This is a genomic window from Sporosarcina sp. Y352 (assembly GCF_056786535.1).
Map to the genome: position 1 here is coordinate 264,235 of NZ_JBXCJE010000003.1, position 18,209 is coordinate 282,443.

The window sequence follows — 18,209 nt, forward strand, 5'->3', positions numbered from 1 at the left end:
GCGTCACCCCGCATTTTCTTTTACAAAGTTTCGCCACGTAGCTAAACTACCCTTTTGTAAATAAGGTTTTTGAATAACCAACCAAACATACCAACGAAAAATGAATTAGCGATAATTGTCGGTATAAGCCTGCCTGATATGAATTCATCCAGTCCAATAGTTGTTAGTGAAAGTAGACTGGCATAAAAGTATGATAATAGTTCGAGAATCATAATTAGGAATAAAGAGAGGAACATCACCGTAACAATATGACGGTGGATTTGACGAATAATCAAGCTTGCGATGTAACAAATTAATGGATATAAAAATGCGTATAGTCCAATAATATCAATATGGTACATATCATACAAGAGTCCAAGTACAAATCCGTAAATCAGCCCACGCTTACGGCCGTAATAGACTGCTATAAAGACTAGATAAACGATGACAAATCGCGGGACAAGCGTGTATGTTTCGCCTCCAATTTCAACTGGGGAAAACAGCGTAAATACAGGCTCAAGAAAAAACAACAGCACGGCAATTAGAGGGATGACGGACCGGATCATGATCCTTCCTCCCCCTCAATATCTGCAGTGCCATCGCCATCCGTTCCCTCAACCGTAATTGAAGAACGCTTCGCAATGATTACGTGATCCAACATTGAAAAGTCTGCCGCAGGTCGGATATATGCCAACTTCGTTAATCCATAATCATCTGTCGATACTTCCGTAACTTCCCCAATTAAAAGACCTTTCGGAAAAATACCGCCAAGTCCTGAGGAGATGACTTTTTGTCCGATTTTAACTTCAATACTCGAGTCAATTCGTTTCATGATAAGTTCACTTCGTTCCCGGTCATACCCTTCGATAAGTCCAAAAATACTTTCGCCTGAAATGACAGCAGCAACACGAAAATTGCGATTTTCTGTCGACAATAGTTCCACCGTTGAAGTGAAATCTGTTACTAGAATAACTTTGCCGATTAGACCGTCAGCTGTAATGACAGCCATATTCTTTTCAATGCCGTTTCTTTCGCCTTTATCAATGATAATTTTTTCTTCCCACTGATCAGGATTCCGGGAAATGACTGTTGCATGTATCGATTCAAAGTCATGCAAATCATCTTTTTGATCAATAATATCGAGCAGGCGTTTGTTTTCAGTCTTAATATCCATAAGACCTGCTTGTTCAGAAGCGTATTCACTCAATCTAACTTTTAAATGCTTGTTTTCTTCATATGTATTCAAAATCCCATCAATATTCCCAATTACGTTCGTTATGTAGTGCGCCGGTTTGGAGAATAAAGATTGCCCAAAACCGACGACGTCTTTCACAACTTGTTCTGGAAGGGAGGCGTTCTGCCGGTCTTTGAGGGAGAATGAAATTAATGCAACTAGGACGATAATGCCCACGAGCAATAAAATCAATCGTTTATTTGAAAAAAATCGCGGCATTGCCGATGTCCTCCCTCACTTATCTTCCTTGCATTTTTTTGATCAGTTCAAAATTATCGAGTGCTTTGCCAGTACCAATAGCAACACAATCAAGTGGATCTTCAGCTATGAATACAGGCATTTGTGTTTCATCAGAAATGACTTTATCCAGATTCTGAAGCAACGCACCACCACCTGTTAAGACAATTCCACGTTCCATAACATCGGAAGATAATTCTGGAGGCGTCGTTTCAAGCGTTTTCTTCACACCATCAATGATTTGTGAAATTGATTCACGCAGTGCTTCTGCGATTTCATCTGAAGAGATATCAATCGTTTTCGGAAGACCCGTCAGTAGGTCACGTCCGCGTATTTCCATCTTTTGTGTTTCTTCTGTTACTTTTGCAGAGCCGATTTCAATTTTAATGGCTTCCGCAGTACGTTCACCGATTGTAAGATTATATGTTTTGCGAATATAGCTAATGATCGCGCCATCCATAGTGTCGCCACCGACACGAATTGATTCGCTCGTTACGATGCCGCCAAGAGAAATTACAGCGACTTCAGTTGTTCCGCCACCTATATCGACGACCATACTACCAGTAGGTTCCCAAACCGGAAGATTTGCACCGATTGCAGCTGCAAATGGTTCTTCAATTGTGAATGCTTCTTTTGCACCAGCTTGACGTGAAGCATCTATAACTGCGCGTTGTTCAACGGAAGTAATCCCGTAAGGCACACAAATTAGGACATTAGGCTTCTTCCATGCTCCGCCTGCTGTCTTCGTTGCTTCTTTCATATAATGTTCAATCATCGCTGTCGTTATTTCAAAATCAGCGATGACGCCGTCTTTCATAGGACGCGTTGCCACGATAGATCCAGGCGTACGACCGATCATGTTTCTTGCGGCGCTACCGACTGCGACAATTTCACCTGTATGTGTATTTTTCGCTACTACTGAAGGCTCTCTAAGGACAATACCTTTTCCTTTAATGAAAACTAATGTATTTGCTGTGCCGAGGTCAATCCCGACATCTCTTGATCCAAATCCAAACAATTGTGTTCTTCCTTTCTGCTAAACCGTGTATTACGGCATTCATGAAATCATACACCATAGTATAACGGATAGAAGAACAAATTCACAGCGTAACATGTATCCTCATTTGAATATCGTGCCATTCGACCGATAATTTCAGAATATATTCACATATACCCCTTCTCTTTTAAACTTAAAAACTGGTGGTCTCCGATGATGACGTGATCGAGCATTTCTATGCCCATAATGGAGCCTGCCTCTATTAATCTCTTGGTCACTTCGATGTCTTCTGGAGAGGGCGAAGGGTTACCACTTGGATGATTATGTGCCACAATTATCGAGGCAGCAGAACGTTTTACGGCTTCACGAAATATTTCGCGTGGATGTACTATCGAAGAATTCAAGCTTCCTATGAATATAGTTTGCTTATGAAGGACTTCATTTTTGACATTTAAAAAAAGCACTACGAAATGCTCTTGGTTGAGCGAAGACATATCTGTCATTAAATAAGCAGCTGCGTCTTCTGGTGAAGTTATTGTGTAGCGTCCCTCTGAATGCTTGCGGTATAGACGCTTACCAATTTCCGCTGCAGCAAGAAGCTGGACGGCCTTTGCTTGGCCGACCCCTTTCACTTGCATCATTTCTTCAATTGTTGCGTATTTCAAGTCTTGGATTTTATCGAATGAGGAGAGGATTCTATTTGCAAGAACCAAGACAGATTCTTCCTTAGTTCCCGTACGGAGTAGAATTGCAATCAGCTCTTGGTTGGATAAACTTTCAGCACCTTGTCTGATTAGACGTTCACGTGGCCTGTCCGCAATGTGTACATCTCGAATCATCATTTTTGGTTCCAGATCAATTGTCACTGGATAGGTCACCATCCTTTAAAGCGATTAAAGCAAACTTCCGCATCGTTTCCGTCAATTTTGAAATGGGTAAACCCATCACATTATAGTAATCGCCTTCAATTTTTTCGACGAGCAAAGCTCCAGCGGTTTGGATGCCGTATCCACCAGCCTTGTCCATTGGATCACCTGATTCTACATAAGCATCAATCAATGGATTATCGAGTTCCCGAAAAGTAACTTTCGTCTCAACAGCGAACGTCCGGATAGCACCATCCATACATAAACCGACACCCGTGATAACTGTATGCGTATTACCGGAAAACGCTTCTAAAAATGCTTTCGCCTGCTCTTTACTCTCAGGCTTCGGATAGACCTTTCCTTCATGCACAACAATTGTATCCGCCCCGATAACAATGGAATCGGGTTCATGATCAGCAATAGCCCATGCTTTCTTTGACGCAAGCTTTTGTGCATATTCCTGAAAGTCACTGTTTTCCAGTTCCAGATCTTCAGAAACATTGCTAGGTATTATTGTGAAAGGAAAGCCAAGCAATTCAAGGATTTCCTTCCTGCGCGGTGATGCTGAAGCTAGAATGACTGGCTTAACAGATTCAAATCTCATCTTTTTTCCCCCTTTTGTCAATCATACGGGAATTATAGAGATCTGAAAATTTTCTTATAATCCTCATAACTTAAATTCGGGTTCATTTCGGCCATTAAAATGTAATTTTGACACACTTGTTTGCCTGCGTATATTCAGAAAGAAGGTGGAGTCTCATAATGCGTAAATCATTCGTAAACGTTGTAATAGCGGTTATTTTCTTATAAAAGTCTTTTGTTTTTGTGTCCTGATTTCCATCGCCTTGCCCTTCCTCCAAACTTTTAATTTTGGCCATTTCTGTTTGTGTAAGAACTTCGCGTAATTTACCCGCTCCAATGGCACCGCAAGCTGATGTCTCCGCCGTAAAAGCTTTCTTGAACGTGCCTTCAGCTGCATTTGAATCGATTTCATCTTCCGTCAATCCGACCGCCGTCCAGACGAAAAAAGTATCGCTCCCTTTGATAACCACTGCTTTAGAGAGTGCCGGGTCTTCTGCCATAAAGAGGTTCGCGGACTCTGCTGAAGAGAAAGCGCCATGCTGCTTTGCGAATAATTGCAACGGCTTTTCGGAAGGTGACGCGGAATTTTCAACAGGCGCAGGACCGGATGCAGGTACTTCTTTTTCTAGCGCGTTGCTGACATCCTTTCCTTTAGTCCCCATTAGAAGTAAACCAATTACCGCAACAGCTACAACACCTATGAGAACGCCGTGAATCATCGCCATAAAAATTGTCACTTTCGAATAGCGTTTACCGAATTTCATTGCTGACCACCCCGTTTCCATCTAGCGTAAACGACTTGGCGCTTACCCTTTTAATACAACGGTATCAGAATGGACGTGAAAAAGAACAAGACGCTTGTCGCCTTGCTCCAATAAACTTATCGACTTAACTAAACAGACTTCCATACCAATTGACAAAATCGGCTCCCCAGAAATAGGAGATGATTGCCGCGATCGCAATCGAAGGTCCAAATGGAATAGGTGTCTTTCGTCCTTTTCCAGTTATCTTTAAAAGTATAATTCCAACGATAGAACCAATAAGGGCAGCGAGAAATAGCGTCACAAGTGTATTTACCGTACCGAGAACGAGACCAAGAACGAAGAATAACTTGATATCTCCACCACCCATACCCCCTTTCGACACAACCGCGATAAGATAGAGGACTCCGAAGCCCACTAGCGCTCCTAACAAGCTATCCCACCACGGCTCTAAAGGAATGAACAGCCGAGCCCCAAAGAATACGACAGCGAATGGCAACACCACCTTATCGGGGATGAGCATATAGGCGATGTCCGATACCGTAATAATGACAAGAAGCGACATGAACAAAATGGCGATGATTAATTCACCACTAAATCCGAGCATTGCGTAACTTAACACAAATAAAATCCCAGTCACCAGCTCTATGATTGGATAAATCGGGCTGATTTTCGTACCGCATCCGCTACATTTCCCTTTTAGAAATAGATAAGAAAAGACTGGAATAAGATCCAGAACACCTAATTTCCGATTACAGACGGTGCAATGTGAAGGAGGCGAAACAATCGACTCCTTTTTTGGCACACGTAATCCAACAACATTGAAAAATGATCCTAATACAATACCGTATAGGAAAAAGAAAATACCAATTACAATTCCCATGCAATTCTCCTTCTACCGTTTATCTACTGGGTCTATTCGGGACATCCTTCGCGCCCTTCTAGATTTTTCCTTATCTTCATACATTCTTACATCAGCCAATTGAAATAGTTCATCGAATTGACTAGCCTCAATTGAATAAAAAGCAACTCCGATACTTGGCTCGATTTCCAACACCAAATCATTTCCAACAAACGGATTGGCTGCGAATTCCTCCCGTAAAACTTCTACCCAATCATCCACCGCTTGACTCGTAGGGTATTCCTCCAGGAAAATGACGAACTCATCACCACCAAAACGTGCGACAATGTCACTTTCCCGTGTTGTTTTCATCAAAATGAATGCTGTATGCTTTAACACTTGATCGCCGATGACATGTCCATATGTATCATTGATCACTTTGAATCGATTTAAATCAATGAGCACAACCGCCGTCCCATTCGTTGACTGAACGGGCAAGGATTTTAATCTTTCCTTTACTTCAGTAACAAAATACGCTCGGTTGGAAATATTAGTTAGTGCATCATGATAGGCTAAGTGCTGAACCAGCTGCTTACTTTCCAATTCCTCGGTCACATTACGCCAAATTAAATAATAAAAGACATCCTCATCCACTCTCACAATCGATGCATCAAGCGAAAAATAGAGGTATTTATCCTCGGCTTTGTTCATAATTTTAATTGAGTAATCTCTGACTGTCACTTCTTTTTCCAACTGCTCGCTGAGTCGAAGAAGTTGCTGTTTATTCGCTGTCGCTCTAAAATAATCGATTAAAATGAAACCTTCTTTAATTTGAGAACCAAGCTCAATAGCCGCATTGTCATTGAACTCCAATACTTCCCACTGATGATTCGTAATGATGATGGATACCGGACTTATGTTGAACAATTCTTTATATCTTCTCGAGACGGAAGGTAGTAACTGAAAACGTAAAACGGAAATAGATAGGAAAACGGAAAACACAATACCAGATAGTAGATAAGTATGCGGGGGTAAGAATCTACCATAATTCGGATAACCCAAAATCACTGTCAAAATGAGCATACTTATCATTCCAACCAGTAAAAACTGAATGGATTTACGTTTTCTGAACGAAGTCGCGTGGTTCATCCCATTCCATAAAGTGACTATCATAAGAACAATTATTACAATTGAAAGGATCAGTTTCATATAATAGGTTTCACTAAAAATCGGTGAGTACCAAATGCCAGTTTGGATAAATTCAGTAGTACCCGCGACATCGACATTCATCAACGTTAAAATAACGATGATTGCGACAGGAACGTAAAAAAGATATGGGTAGAATGGAATGCGATAACGCTCGTACATTTTCGTCGTATGTATAAAAAAGTGGAATAAAATAGTGGTAGTCAATAACCTAATTTGGTAAAAAAACATACCAACCATCCAAACACTAGAAGACAATGGTAATAAATGACGAATAAATTCTTCAAGATACAGCAGACAATAAGTAAAACTAAATGCCACCATTAACTTATGTTCCAATCGTCGAGGGCTTTGTGCTAACACCATACAGCCTATTCCAAAAATGATAAAGGCAGGAACCATATACACTAATAGATAGATAACGAGTTGTTGAGTAGGCAATTGCTCCACCTCTTTCAGCTTAGAAAACCTAAAAGGAGAAATCGTTTCGATTTCCCCCAGACTGTTGTGCTACTTCGCAGTGCCCACACCAACTACTTAAAATTATGCTTCTATCCTAGAAGAGAAAAAACCGGTAAAAGGTCAAGAAACCCCAGTTCGCGGTTACACGTAGTGCTATAGGAAGTCGATGACACAATTGATTGTTTTCTAGGAGCTCTTAGACCCATTACGTTAAAAAATGAGCTTTAGACGATGCCCTAGACAAAGAACAGGATTGTATATAGGATACTCATTCAGGTTCCGCTGCTTCCGTTCCATCATTAAAAGGTGTCGGATCTATTTTTTCACTTGGTGGCGGCGCATTCGTTTTTGGTGCCTCGATTTGTAAATCTATCAAATCGGGACGATAAAAAGCGGAAAACGACACCGTCATTTCAATAAACTCTTTTTCTATTACTTCATTGCGAATCTCCTCTGGTACATTGAAGTTAATTATATCTATGATGAAAATACGATCCATTTTCTCAATTTCATCGACAAACTTTTCGATTCCTATGTATGAGTCCGATTGAAGAACAACTTCAGTTAACAGTTGGCTAACATTTTCAACCAGTTCAGGTGGATTCTCAATAACGAATTCTCCTTGCGTAAACGTTATTCCTTGTACTGAAGTACCTGACTTTGTTTCTGCTTTGCCGATTTGAAGGACGACAGCATCTTCCAATGGCTTCGTAGGCACTTTACGTTGCAATGGCTGAGAACTGGCGGTATCCGTCTGACCTTTCGAGGCAGACTGCTTTTGAAGTGCAAATAACACATCCCGTTCATTGGATGTCGTCAACTTTACTTGATCATTGGTTTCTTTTGCAGGTGCATAGACTATGAAATAGGAATAAGCACTTAGTGAAAGGAAGAGGATTACGGATAGGACGACCAATGCCATCTCTTTTTGACGTTTGGTCAAATTAGTCATTTGATTCATCCCCCTCATCCGTAATCGGCTCTTCCTCAAGCCCTTCAGTTGTTTCAGCTGTCCCTTCAGCCACAATGCGATTATCAACGAACTGAACGGAATAAGTCGCTAGGTAACGTGGTAGGACTTCTGTAGTGTCAGCAGTTTCTTCATCAGATACCTCATCAATGATCACTGAATCCAGATTGATTTCTGAAACAGTCGGTGACGATTTCAAGCGGGTGTAATAATAAGCACTATCCGGTTTGGTGTCAAACTGGACAGTAACCATCGCCAAATTGGGACCTGTAAAGTCAAACGTTTGAAAAAAACCGCGTTTCGGCAATAAATCGATAAGCTCATGGAGCAGTGGAACGGTATCAAACTGATATTCCTCCGCCCAGCCCACAGTAGTTGCAAGTACTTTTTTCGCATCGCCCGATTCGGATTGTTGAAGTTCAGCACGAATTTCTTCTTGACTCGCTTGAAGCGCAACAAGCTGATTTTCAAGCATAGCGCTCTCTTTATCGAGACTATTCGACACCATCAGTACGATGAGCCACACTAAAACAGCTGTACCAAGGATTGCCAGGGCTCCGACTAGAAGCTGCGACCGCTCCGTCTCTTTTTCAGGTAACAGATTTATATCGACCAACATGTCTACACCTCTTTCAATGCCAACCCAATGACCCGGTTGAAACGCACTGCGATTTCTTCACCGTTCGCCAGCCGCAAAGGTTGCTTAACCAATAAATCTGCTTTGATGGCAAGTCGTTCTCTGATCGTGGAGAGTAACTCTTCCATCCGGCTGTACTCACCGTTTACAAGAAGTTGTGTGATGGAAGCTGTACCGTTCCACATATTATAGCGGTAAAAATTGATGAGTTTTTCAAGTTCCATCACGATGGTTGTCGGTGTGATGATGCTCGTATCAACAGTAAGTTCTCTTTCAACAGACAAATCCGTTGAGTTTTCCAAATCGACAGGTCGCATGAAAAGTGGGTAATGCTCATGGAAAATAGAAACGGTCAATTTACCATTTTTTAAATCAGCCATCAAAATATGCTCTTTTCCCGTGAACGCGTGCTGTCTGTAGGCAAGCCGATACAAGGCAAGAGGTGTAATATCAGCTTTCACGGGATCGAGTTTCACTTCTTTTAAGACAGCTTCATAGCGTTCTAAAACGGCTTCTTTTGACGCAATGAGTATCGCTTCGTTCGTTTCGGTGTTCGGTATGTATGGAACTATATCAAAGACAGGGTCATCGAACGGCAGATAAAGCGTTGAACCAATTTCAATAAAAAAATAGCCCTTCAGTTCGTCAGTCATGACTTCCATGGGGTAGGAAACTTTGCGGATAATAACAAATTGATCCGGGGCGAGGAATTGGACGGATCGTTTGGAGATTCCCCACTGTCCGACAGCCCCGTCCAAAATCGTCGCAAGTGTTTCCGAATCGACAATTTTCCCCTCGACAACAACATTCGGAGGAAGCAGAACTTCCTCCGCAATGTCAATGACGAGCGGTTCAATGGATTTCAGCCGGACAAACCGAACTGCATCTTCTTCAATTATCATGGATTCGATACGCTTGCGGCGTTTGAATATGGACATGGGCATTGGAACAGCTCCTAAGCAATATAATTATTAATAATTAAGGTACAACAACATCTGTAGCTGCACTATTAGCAATTGCAGTAATGCCCGTTATGGTCGCACCAGTTATCACTAACTGTTTTTTACCGTTTATACCTGTCCCCGTAAACGTGTTTCCTCCTGCTACCTTATCAACTTTAACACCTGATACACCCTCGAATGAACCTGCATCATCAATGAATTTTCCAGTTTCTAATTGTTCTAGAGTTACGCTGGTTTCATCTGAATTTTCGACAAAATACAGATTACCTGCAGAAAGAATATTTTGAGCATCGGCTTTTATTGCTTTTACTCTAGAATTGTCAATTACCCCGCCAATCGCCGGTATCGCAATCGCCGCAATAATCCCCAAAATAACAATAACCGCCAATAACTCGACGAGCGTCAACCCTTTTTCATTATTCAATCGTTTCTGCAAAAACTTCTTCATGTGTAATTCCTCCCTTTGCATCATCTCGTTCACTTCGCCTTAATTATACCTTATTTAACACAATATGAAACTAGTAAATCACAATAACACTATGTCTTTTTTACCAATTCACCAAATTAACCCCTACATTCCATCTACATTATTAAACATCTCAAACATCGGCATCATAATCGCAAGGACTATAGTCCCGACTAATCCAGCTAATAAAACAATCATCAATGGTTCAATCAACGCTTTCAATCGATCCGTCGCAGCTTCCACTTCTTTCTCATAGAAATCCGCAACCTTTGACAACATCGCATCCAACGACCCTGTTTGCTCCCCAATCGCAATCATATGAGGAATTAAAGGTGGAAATGCCCAGTGACCGTTCATCGGTTCTGTTAACGACCCGCCCCGCTCTAGCGACTCCCGAGATTTCGCAATCACTCTCGAAATGACTTCATTTTCAACAATCTTTTCTGTCATGGACATCGCCTGTAAGATCGGAACGGAGCTTGCAAACAACGAACTCAACGTCCGTGTCATTGTTGCAAGGACGGATTTTTTCATGATGTCCCCGAAAATCGGTAGCCTTAATAGAAATGTGTCCAGTATTAATTTTCCTTCTTTATTGTTCTTCATCATCCAAATGCCACCCACAACAATCACCGCAAATAAAACGAGCAAGTACCAGAACGAGGTCACAAATGTGCTTGCATTCATAACGAAACGTGTTAGCCACGGTAATTCGCCTCCGAAACTAGCAAACATGTCCACAAACATAGGAACGATTGTCGTCAGTAAAAAGATAACAACTCCGATCGCAAGTATCGCTACGATGAGTGGATAAGACATGGCGGAGACAACTTTTTGCCTCAACTGATGTGATTTCTCATAATGGTCAGCAAGACGGTCTAGCGAATCATCGATTGTCCCCGATATTTCTCCAGCCCGCACCATATTAACGACGATTGGCTCGAATGCTTTTGGATGTTTTAGAAACGCCCCCGATAAGGAACCGCCTCCCCGTAAATCATCACTCACCGATATAAGAATCTTTTGGAATGGTTTTGAGTCTACTTGTAATGCAAGGATTCTAATTGCGTCTATGATTGTTACTCCTGCCCGAAGAAGCGTTGAAAATTGGCGGAGGAACATGATCAAATGCTCCCGTTTAACCGGTTTCCCAATGACAATGTCTTTTGTCAGTGCTGTTTCAGCCTGGACAGTCATGTTCGTTACTCGAATCCCCTGGCTTTTCAGCTTTATAGCCGCTTCACGTTTATCGGCAGCAACAATTACACCCGAACGAATTGATTTGGCATCGCGGCCTTCATACTTAAAACGGGCCATTGTTACTCATCACCTTCCAGGTATGGCACGGCGGTATCATAGGAAATGATCTCTTTGTCAAGAAACGTACGAACAGAAGATGCCATCATATGCATACCCGCCGCGCGGTTCGTTTGAATGATGGATGGAATCTGATGGACCTTCTCAGTACGTATTAGGTTGGCGATCGCCGGATTATTGATCATCACTTCCGTTGCTGCCCTTCTCCCTTTTCGGTCAGCTGTCTGAAGTAAGCGCTGCGAAATGACAGCTGTAAGCACCCCAGCAAGTTGCACGCGTATTTGAGACTGTTGCCCGTGTGGAAATACGTCAATAATCCTGTCAATTGTAGATGCCGCACTCCATGTATGCAGAGTCGCAAGTACTAAATGACCCGTTTCAGCAGCGGTTATTGCTGCAGAGATGGTTTCCAGGTCACGCATCTCTCCAACAAGAATGACATCCGGATCTTGTCGCAATGCGGCTCTGACACCTGAAGTAAATGATTGCGTATCGAAGCCGACCTCTCTCTGATCAATGATAGACAACCCGTGCGAATGCATATACTCAATTGGATCTTCCAGTGTAATGATGTGTTTTCGCATCGTTTCATTCATATATTTAATCATTGCCGCGAGTGTCGTTGATTTACCTGATCCCGTAGGCCCTGTCACTAGAATTAATCCCTGATGAGTCTCTGCCAACTTCTTCAATGTATCGGGAAGTTGAAGGTCTTCAATTGAAGGTATTTTCGTAGGAATTGTTCGGAAAGCGAGCGATACGGAACCGCGCTGCTGAAATGCATTGACACGAAACCGAGCAACTCCCGGCACATCGTACGAGTAATCGATTTGACCTTGTTCCAAAAAATCTGCATACATCTTATGTGGAATCGTCAATTGTGCAACCGTTTCAGTAAAATGATTATCAATCATTAATTCGCCATACCGCTTTAAATCACCATGAACCCTGAATACCGGTGGCACGCCTACTGTAAGATGGACGTCAGATGCATTAAATTCAAACGCTATCTTCAACAACTCATCTATCTTTTCCTTCATATCAGTGCCCCCTATTCAATCAAAGCGACGCGCAACACTTCTTCTGTCGTCGTAATCCCTTGTTTTACCTTCAACAAACCATCATCCAATAAAAACACTGTCTTATTCCGGGTTGCAATTTCTCGCAGTCTCGCCGAAGAACCGCCATTATTGATTATATCCCGCATCTGATCGTCCAATACAAGTACTTCATGAATCGCAATTCGCCCACGATACCCAGTCATATTACAGACTCCGCAGCCCGCACCCCTCATCACTTTTTCTATTCCAAGTCCACGCTTCGCAAAAATTTCTACTTCACGACTTGTCGCTTCCATTTCTTTTCCGCAGTCTCGGCACACACGGCGAATCAGTCGTTGGGCAATCACCGCATTCAGCGATGAAGTCACAAGAAACGGTTCAACGCCCATATCTAGCATTCTTGTAATTGTAGCAATTGAATCATTCGTATGAATGGTACTGAGCACTAAGTGTCCAGTTAACGAAGCACGAATCGCTATTTCAACCGTTTCTCGGTCACGAATTTCCCCAACCATAACGATATCTGGATCTTGCCTTAATATCGATCTAAGTCCAGCGGCGAATGTTAATCCGACGTTCGGGTTTACTTGTATCTGGTTTACCCCTTCAAGCTGATACTCGACTGGATCTTCAACCGTAATGATATTCACTTCTTCTGTGTTCAATTTATTGAGCGCCGCATAGAGTGTCGATGATTTACCCGATCCGGTTGGTCCTGATATAAGAACGATGCCACTCGGTTTTTCAATTTGTTTCAGAAAGCGTTCTAGATTCAGTCGATTGAAGCCAAGTTTCGTCAAATCGTTTAACGAACTGCTGAGATCGAGGATACGCATAACGATTTTCTCACCATAAATCGTCGGTAACGTCGAAACCCGAAGATCGATCGGACGGAAATCCACATTCGTCTTAATGCGGCCATCTTGTGGTATCCGATGCTCCGTTATATCGAGATTCGCCATGATTTTAATACGCGCACTAACCATTGCCTGCATATGCTTCGGTAAAAAACGTTCTGATTTCAACATGCCATCTACTCGGAAACGGATTGCAACCTGATGTTCCTGTGGGTCGAAATGGATATCACTTGCCTTTTGAGTAATAGCTGACGACATTAGCTGATTTACAAGCCTAACAATCGGCGAATCCAAATCCGTCAATTCATCTTGCTGTTCTCTTTGCTCGGGCGTCTGTTCCATGAAAAGCTCATCAAAAGACTCTTCATCATAATACTTGGAAATTGTACGCATAATATCATCTTTTGAAGCAATCGCCGTTTCAATATAAAAACCCGTGGACAATCGCAAATCATCTAACGTAATGTAATCCATTGGATCAGACATCGCCACAAAAAGCTTATCTTCTTCCGCTTTCAATGGGACAATTAAATTTCGTTTCGCAAAATCTTTCGGAACGACATTAAATAGTTTTGGATCAAACGGATACCTATATAGATTAACGTGCGGAATTCCAAGCTGAAACTCCAATACTTCAATCAGTTGCTGCTCGGTAATAAAACCATGTTGCAGCAACGCATCCCCCAGTTTCTGATCGCCGGGTTTTTCATCCAATGTCGTTTGCAGTTGTTGATCTGTAATTAGACCAGACTCGACAAGCAAGTCACCAAGTCTTTTGCGCGCAGTTGTCATGCTGTCCCCCCCATTCGTACGAACGCTTATTTAATGATATTTCCACCTTTATCATACTGAACGTCAGTATCCGTTTGACTATCACTCTCGTCCTGTTCTTGCTTCGATTCTAGATGGGACGGAGATTTTGATTGTTCCTCGGAATCTTGCGTAGTAGAAGGAGTAGATGGGACAAGATTCCCTTGCGAATCAACTGTTCCACCATTAGTAGTTCCATCCTCTGAATCTTGGTTGCCAGTTCCCGAAGACTGTGTTGTCTCTTTTATTAATGGATGGATTTCAATTTTAGGCAGCGGCGCATAAAAGTCAGATGTAATTTCCTCATCCACGAGTACTACTCCTTCATATGAAATGGTTCGATGGACGTTCACTTCCATCCCTTTTTGACCTTCATCCGCTATTCGGATTGCCCCGCTCGGTACAAAAGCACTGTACTGCTTAACTGTTTTCGGCTCATACGATTCACTATTTCCAATATACGGCTGATAAGAATAACTGAAAGGCATGCCTGTAATGGATGAATGAATCGTGTCGCTAGCGGATGTAATCGCAAGGGTAAAAGTTGTTTTATTTGGATTCGTGAATATAAAATTCAAACCAAGTTGCTTGTTAATGGCTGCTTCGAAACCCGGGTCTGTAGATGACGGAAATATTGTACTGATATTCCGTTCATCTACTACAAAATTCGTTTGTAAAATCGTCATATAAAGTGCAGTTGCTAGTGTAGATAATTCCTCATCCGAAACGGGTCCTGTTTCATTCGTTTGAATAAAATCGAGTAAAGAAAAGGTAGAAAAAGGTGCGATTTCTATGCCGTTCAGTGCAGCCATTAGATTTCTGAAAGAAGTCGATTGCTCTAAAGCAGACATAGAAGCTGTTGCTACTTCAGTTTCCGTAAAATCGGAGTAATCCGTAATATGAACAGTCAGCGGCATAATGCCTGTCCCAAGTTCTCGTTCAATACCTGTTGCGATTGACTGGATAGTATCATTCGTAAAGTTAATAGCTGTAAATTGTTGTCTAAGCACCGTCTCTAATCCTTCAACCGATACGGTCGCAATAATCGGGTTCTCTTTACCAGAACTCGATTGTTGAATCGTTTTTTCTATATCAAATACTACCACTTCTTGTGGCAGTTCTATAGTGACATCCTGATAAGTCAAATTGACCGCAAATTCTTCTTGAAGTGCAGCATAATCGGCTAACAGCTCTTCTCTGACAGACTTTTCTTTTTGTCTCGAAACATCGAAAGGTCCAATATAGGTTTGATCACCAAAGTTTTTTGAAGAGGTATTGGTAATTGCGAGCGCACCAATAGAAGAAAATCCATAAAAAATGAGCGTCGCTGCTATGACTACGATAAACGTATTTAAAAACCCTTTATTCCCCACCAGAACCCTCCTTTCTATCGTGAATTTCACTATTCCGAGTCTCACTCTCTGCCCGGTTCATTGTCACCCAACGGCTTAAATCATCCTCAATTGGTTGAATGGTAAATACATCTTCCTCGTCCAATGAGGCAGCCGTTTCATTATCCCCACCGCCTCTGTACGATTCCACAGGTACGGGTAATTTATCTTTTACTGATAGTCGCTTTAATTTAACTACTCCATCCTGCTTAGATCGCTTGTCCAACAAAACGGATAGTGCAAACGCAAGTCCAAACATTACAAGCAACACATAAAGCGGATTGAATGTCTCTTGCATGATGAGGCCAATTATTGATATTAATAATCCAGCAAAAGTGCTAGGAATGATCCAATTGCCTAGACTTTTCCGCCGAACGATATAAATTAATACAGGAAAGACAATTAGTGCACCTATAAGTAGAATGATATACTTTACCATTAGTTCTCTCCTAACTCATTACTAATTCATGTCTCTTTTTAAATTTGAAGAAGGTTGATGTACACTTCAGGCGGACGCTTTCCGCCTGGAAAGAGTCAACTTCTTTCTCTTCCTGGCCGTTTCCTCTGGAGTCACCGCCTTCCGTTACAATCAACGGAACAAACGAATGATAGATTAAGAAATTCCGTTAATGTTAGGGTCTTCCTTTAAATAAGCAATTATGAAATCGATTCAATTGATTAAAAAAACCGACTATTCTCTCATTTAATGATTACTATACTACTATTATCATAGACTCGACATGATTTGTCACGAAAAAATCATCCAGACAGGAAAAAAGACCGTAAAAATAAAAGAAGAAGCATTTCTGCTTCTTCTCTCTATTAATTATCACATTTAGTATTCTATGATTTAAATCTTTACCCTACCGTAAACCCCAACCTTATTCCTACCAGCCTGCTTGCCTCCAATATAAAGTGCTCGATCCGCATGACGCAGAAGTTCTTTTGCATCCCCCGAATCTTCCGGTACAGAGGCAACGCCGAGGCTAACTGTCATTTGTACATCAATTGGTTCACGTTTTTCCAACAAATCAGGAATGATCCGAAACACGGACAGCTCCACTTCATTTCGAATCCTTTCCGCAAGCTCAATTGTCTCATTTTTGTTGAAATTCGGAAGTGCAAAAACGAATTCTTCACCGCCGAAACGCGCTAGGGTAACCCCTTCAGTTACATAGGATTTAAGCAAATCCGCAAGCGCAATAAGCAGGTCATTCCCACACTGATGACCATATGTATCATTGATAGATTTGAAATGATCGATATCCAACATGATCAAGGACAATGTACTACTTTCCCCAATGTGGAAACGTATCATCTCTTCGTCCAACTTTTCTTCCAGGTAGCGGTAGTTATACAATTTGGTTAATCCGCAACGTTCGCTTTGCTCGATTGTTTTCTCATAATAACGTGCTTTGACTAACGAGATTGCAAAATAGCCCGTTAACACATCAATAATTTTCATTTCAAGTGCTTGGAACATATTTTTCTTTTTTGACGTTAAGATCAGAAATCCTTCCGTCTTCATTTGCCGTTTGATTGGAGCAGTCATAACACTTTCTACATTTTTTGAAAACTTGAAGTGTTTAAGTACCATTGCTTCCTTTTTAGTGGAGTAAATTTTTGGGTTATCCAGTTCCAACCCATCATCATCCGACTTTTCAGGTTTAAATTCAAGCTCATAAACATTTTTTGAAATAAGGCCATTTTCAGATCCCATCAGTGTTATTAGCTGTTTGCCTGCTCTAAAATCAATGACATATGCACTTTCATACGGAACAATATCTTTCAGTTTGCTGATGAACGTCCTGATAACATCTTCGAAAATAAGCTGGTCGGCTAGTTCGTGACCGATGATACTTGCTGAAGAAAGTTTATCATTCAAGTTATCGGATTGATTGTACTTTTTTGCTATAAATAAAACGAGAATAAAAGGGACGCCAATCAGGAGAACAGCTTTATTTCCAAAATGGTCACTTAAAAAGTATAGTCCAATACTAAAAGGGAGTACCAGCATTGTTGAAACAAAATCCCATGCAATATACTTTTCTATAATTGAAAACGTTCCGGTTTCAAAAGCTAAATACACTTGCATAATTATGCTATTCAAAACTGAATAACTCACAGCATATAAAAGCCCCAAGAAACAAATAATCATGAAATCCAGCGAACCAATTATGCCTCCCGCATAATGAAAAATCGTTGCGCTTAATAATGAAACAGGTGTAAAGATCAACGAATTCACGAGAAATCGATAAATAGGAGGTAAATCTGACTTTCTAGTGAAAAGTAGTAGAATCATCGCGATTTGCGTAAATAATAATTCCGCAAATACACCGTATTGGAAAAAAACAGTGAATGTAATCCACCGCTCCAATGAAACTGACATTTTATTCAACTTCAAAGGTACCATCATTGTTATTACTAATAGTACGAATAATATCAACAGATTCAACCAGTTGACTTCATTTGAATCAAAAAAATTGCGTGCAAGGAAAAAGCCTAATGGAACAACGATTAACCAAAGAATAAATATTATAGAATAATGCTTTTTTGTTATCGTCATTCTGCTT

At 41.3% G+C, this 18,209-nt stretch carries 18 protein-coding genes and 1 pseudogene; all 19 read right to left on the minus strand.

Features of this window, described 5'->3' with window-relative positions; all coding sequences use genetic code 11:
- Positions 1-41: 41 nt before the first annotated feature.
- The 19 genes and pseudogenes from mreD to AC1TO6_RS06905 all read right to left on the minus strand — a co-directional run bounded on the left by mreD (position 42) and on the right by AC1TO6_RS06905 (position 18,202).
- Positions 42-545 carry a rod shape-determining protein MreD gene (gene mreD, locus AC1TO6_RS06815; RefSeq protein WP_482100854.1) on the minus strand — a complete coding sequence of 168 codons (504 nt, stop codon included), beginning with the start codon at positions 543-545 and terminating at the stop codon, positions 42-44.
- A complete protein-coding gene (gene mreC, locus AC1TO6_RS06820) occupies positions 542-1,432 on the minus strand; it encodes a rod shape-determining protein MreC (RefSeq protein WP_482100855.1) in 891 nt (296 codons plus the stop codon). Before mreC ends, mreD begins: the two co-directional genes overlap by 4 nt.
- A gap of 19 nt (positions 1,433-1,451) precedes the next feature.
- Complete coding sequence (locus tag AC1TO6_RS06825; protein WP_482100856.1) at positions 1,452-2,468, minus strand: rod shape-determining protein; 1,017 nt, start codon at positions 2,466-2,468, stop codon at positions 1,452-1,454.
- Between the two features lie 146 nt (positions 2,469-2,614).
- Positions 2,615-3,286, minus strand: a complete 672-nt coding sequence (gene radC, locus AC1TO6_RS06830) for a RadC family protein (protein ID WP_482101010.1) — start codon at positions 3,284-3,286, stop codon at positions 2,615-2,617.
- Positions 3,287-3,302: 16 nt separating this feature from the next.
- Entirely contained in the window at positions 3,303-3,917 is a 615-nt protein-coding gene (locus AC1TO6_RS06835; RefSeq protein ID WP_482100857.1) for a Maf family protein, read from the minus strand.
- A gap of 94 nt (positions 3,918-4,011) precedes the next feature.
- Complete coding sequence (locus AC1TO6_RS06840; RefSeq protein WP_482100858.1) at positions 4,012-4,659, minus strand: hypothetical protein; 648 nt, start codon at positions 4,657-4,659, stop codon at positions 4,012-4,014.
- Between the two features lie 124 nt (positions 4,660-4,783).
- Positions 4,784-5,539, minus strand: a complete 756-nt coding sequence (locus tag AC1TO6_RS06845; RefSeq protein ID WP_482100859.1) for a prepilin peptidase — start codon at positions 5,537-5,539, stop codon at positions 4,784-4,786.
- Between the two features lie 12 nt (positions 5,540-5,551).
- On the minus strand, positions 5,552-7,144 hold the full coding sequence (locus tag AC1TO6_RS06850; RefSeq protein ID WP_482100860.1) for a histidine kinase N-terminal 7TM domain-containing diguanylate cyclase: 1,593 nt from the start codon (positions 7,142-7,144) through the stop codon (positions 5,552-5,554).
- A gap of 110 nt (positions 7,145-7,254) precedes the next feature.
- A pseudogene (locus tag AC1TO6_RS06855) lies at positions 7,255-7,374 on the minus strand (prepilin peptidase); the annotation flags it as partial.
- A 59-nt stretch (positions 7,375-7,433) separates the two neighbouring features.
- Entirely contained in the window at positions 7,434-8,117 is a 684-nt protein-coding gene (locus tag AC1TO6_RS06860; protein WP_482100861.1) for a pilus assembly protein PilO, read from the minus strand.
- A complete protein-coding gene (locus tag AC1TO6_RS06865) occupies positions 8,110-8,754 on the minus strand; it encodes a PilN domain-containing protein (protein WP_482100862.1) in 645 nt (214 codons plus the stop codon). Before AC1TO6_RS06865 ends, AC1TO6_RS06860 begins: the two co-directional genes overlap by 8 nt.
- Before the next feature lie 2 nt (positions 8,755-8,756).
- The gene (gene pilM, locus AC1TO6_RS06870) at positions 8,757-9,716 is read right to left on the minus strand and encodes a type IV pilus biogenesis protein PilM (protein ID WP_482100863.1); all 960 of its coding nucleotides are present in this window, start codon (positions 9,714-9,716) and stop codon (positions 8,757-8,759) included.
- 34 nt (positions 9,717-9,750) lie between these two features.
- Positions 9,751-10,182, minus strand: a complete 432-nt coding sequence (locus AC1TO6_RS06875) for a prepilin-type N-terminal cleavage/methylation domain-containing protein (RefSeq protein ID WP_482100864.1) — start codon at positions 10,180-10,182, stop codon at positions 9,751-9,753.
- Positions 10,183-10,305: 123 nt separating this feature from the next.
- Complete coding sequence (locus AC1TO6_RS06880) at positions 10,306-11,517, minus strand: type II secretion system F family protein (RefSeq protein ID WP_482100865.1); 1,212 nt, start codon at positions 11,515-11,517, stop codon at positions 10,306-10,308.
- 2 nt (positions 11,518-11,519) lie between these two features.
- The gene (locus AC1TO6_RS06885) at positions 11,520-12,557 is read right to left on the minus strand and encodes a type IV pilus twitching motility protein PilT (RefSeq protein ID WP_482100866.1); all 1,038 of its coding nucleotides are present in this window, start codon (positions 12,555-12,557) and stop codon (positions 11,520-11,522) included.
- Between the two features lie 11 nt (positions 12,558-12,568).
- Complete coding sequence (locus AC1TO6_RS06890) at positions 12,569-14,227, minus strand: GspE/PulE family protein (protein WP_482100867.1); 1,659 nt, start codon at positions 14,225-14,227, stop codon at positions 12,569-12,571.
- A gap of 26 nt (positions 14,228-14,253) precedes the next feature.
- The gene (locus AC1TO6_RS06895) at positions 14,254-15,618 is read right to left on the minus strand and encodes a VanW family protein (protein WP_482100868.1); all 1,365 of its coding nucleotides are present in this window, start codon (positions 15,616-15,618) and stop codon (positions 14,254-14,256) included.
- Positions 15,608-16,075, minus strand: a complete 468-nt coding sequence (locus AC1TO6_RS06900; RefSeq protein WP_482100869.1) for a hypothetical protein — start codon at positions 16,073-16,075, stop codon at positions 15,608-15,610. Before AC1TO6_RS06900 ends, AC1TO6_RS06895 begins: the two co-directional genes overlap by 11 nt.
- Before the next feature lie 411 nt (positions 16,076-16,486).
- Positions 16,487-18,202, minus strand: coding sequence for a sensor domain-containing diguanylate cyclase (locus tag AC1TO6_RS06905; RefSeq protein ID WP_482100870.1), 1,716 nt, complete (start codon positions 18,200-18,202; stop codon positions 16,487-16,489).
- Between the last annotated feature and the right edge of the window lie 7 nt (positions 18,203-18,209).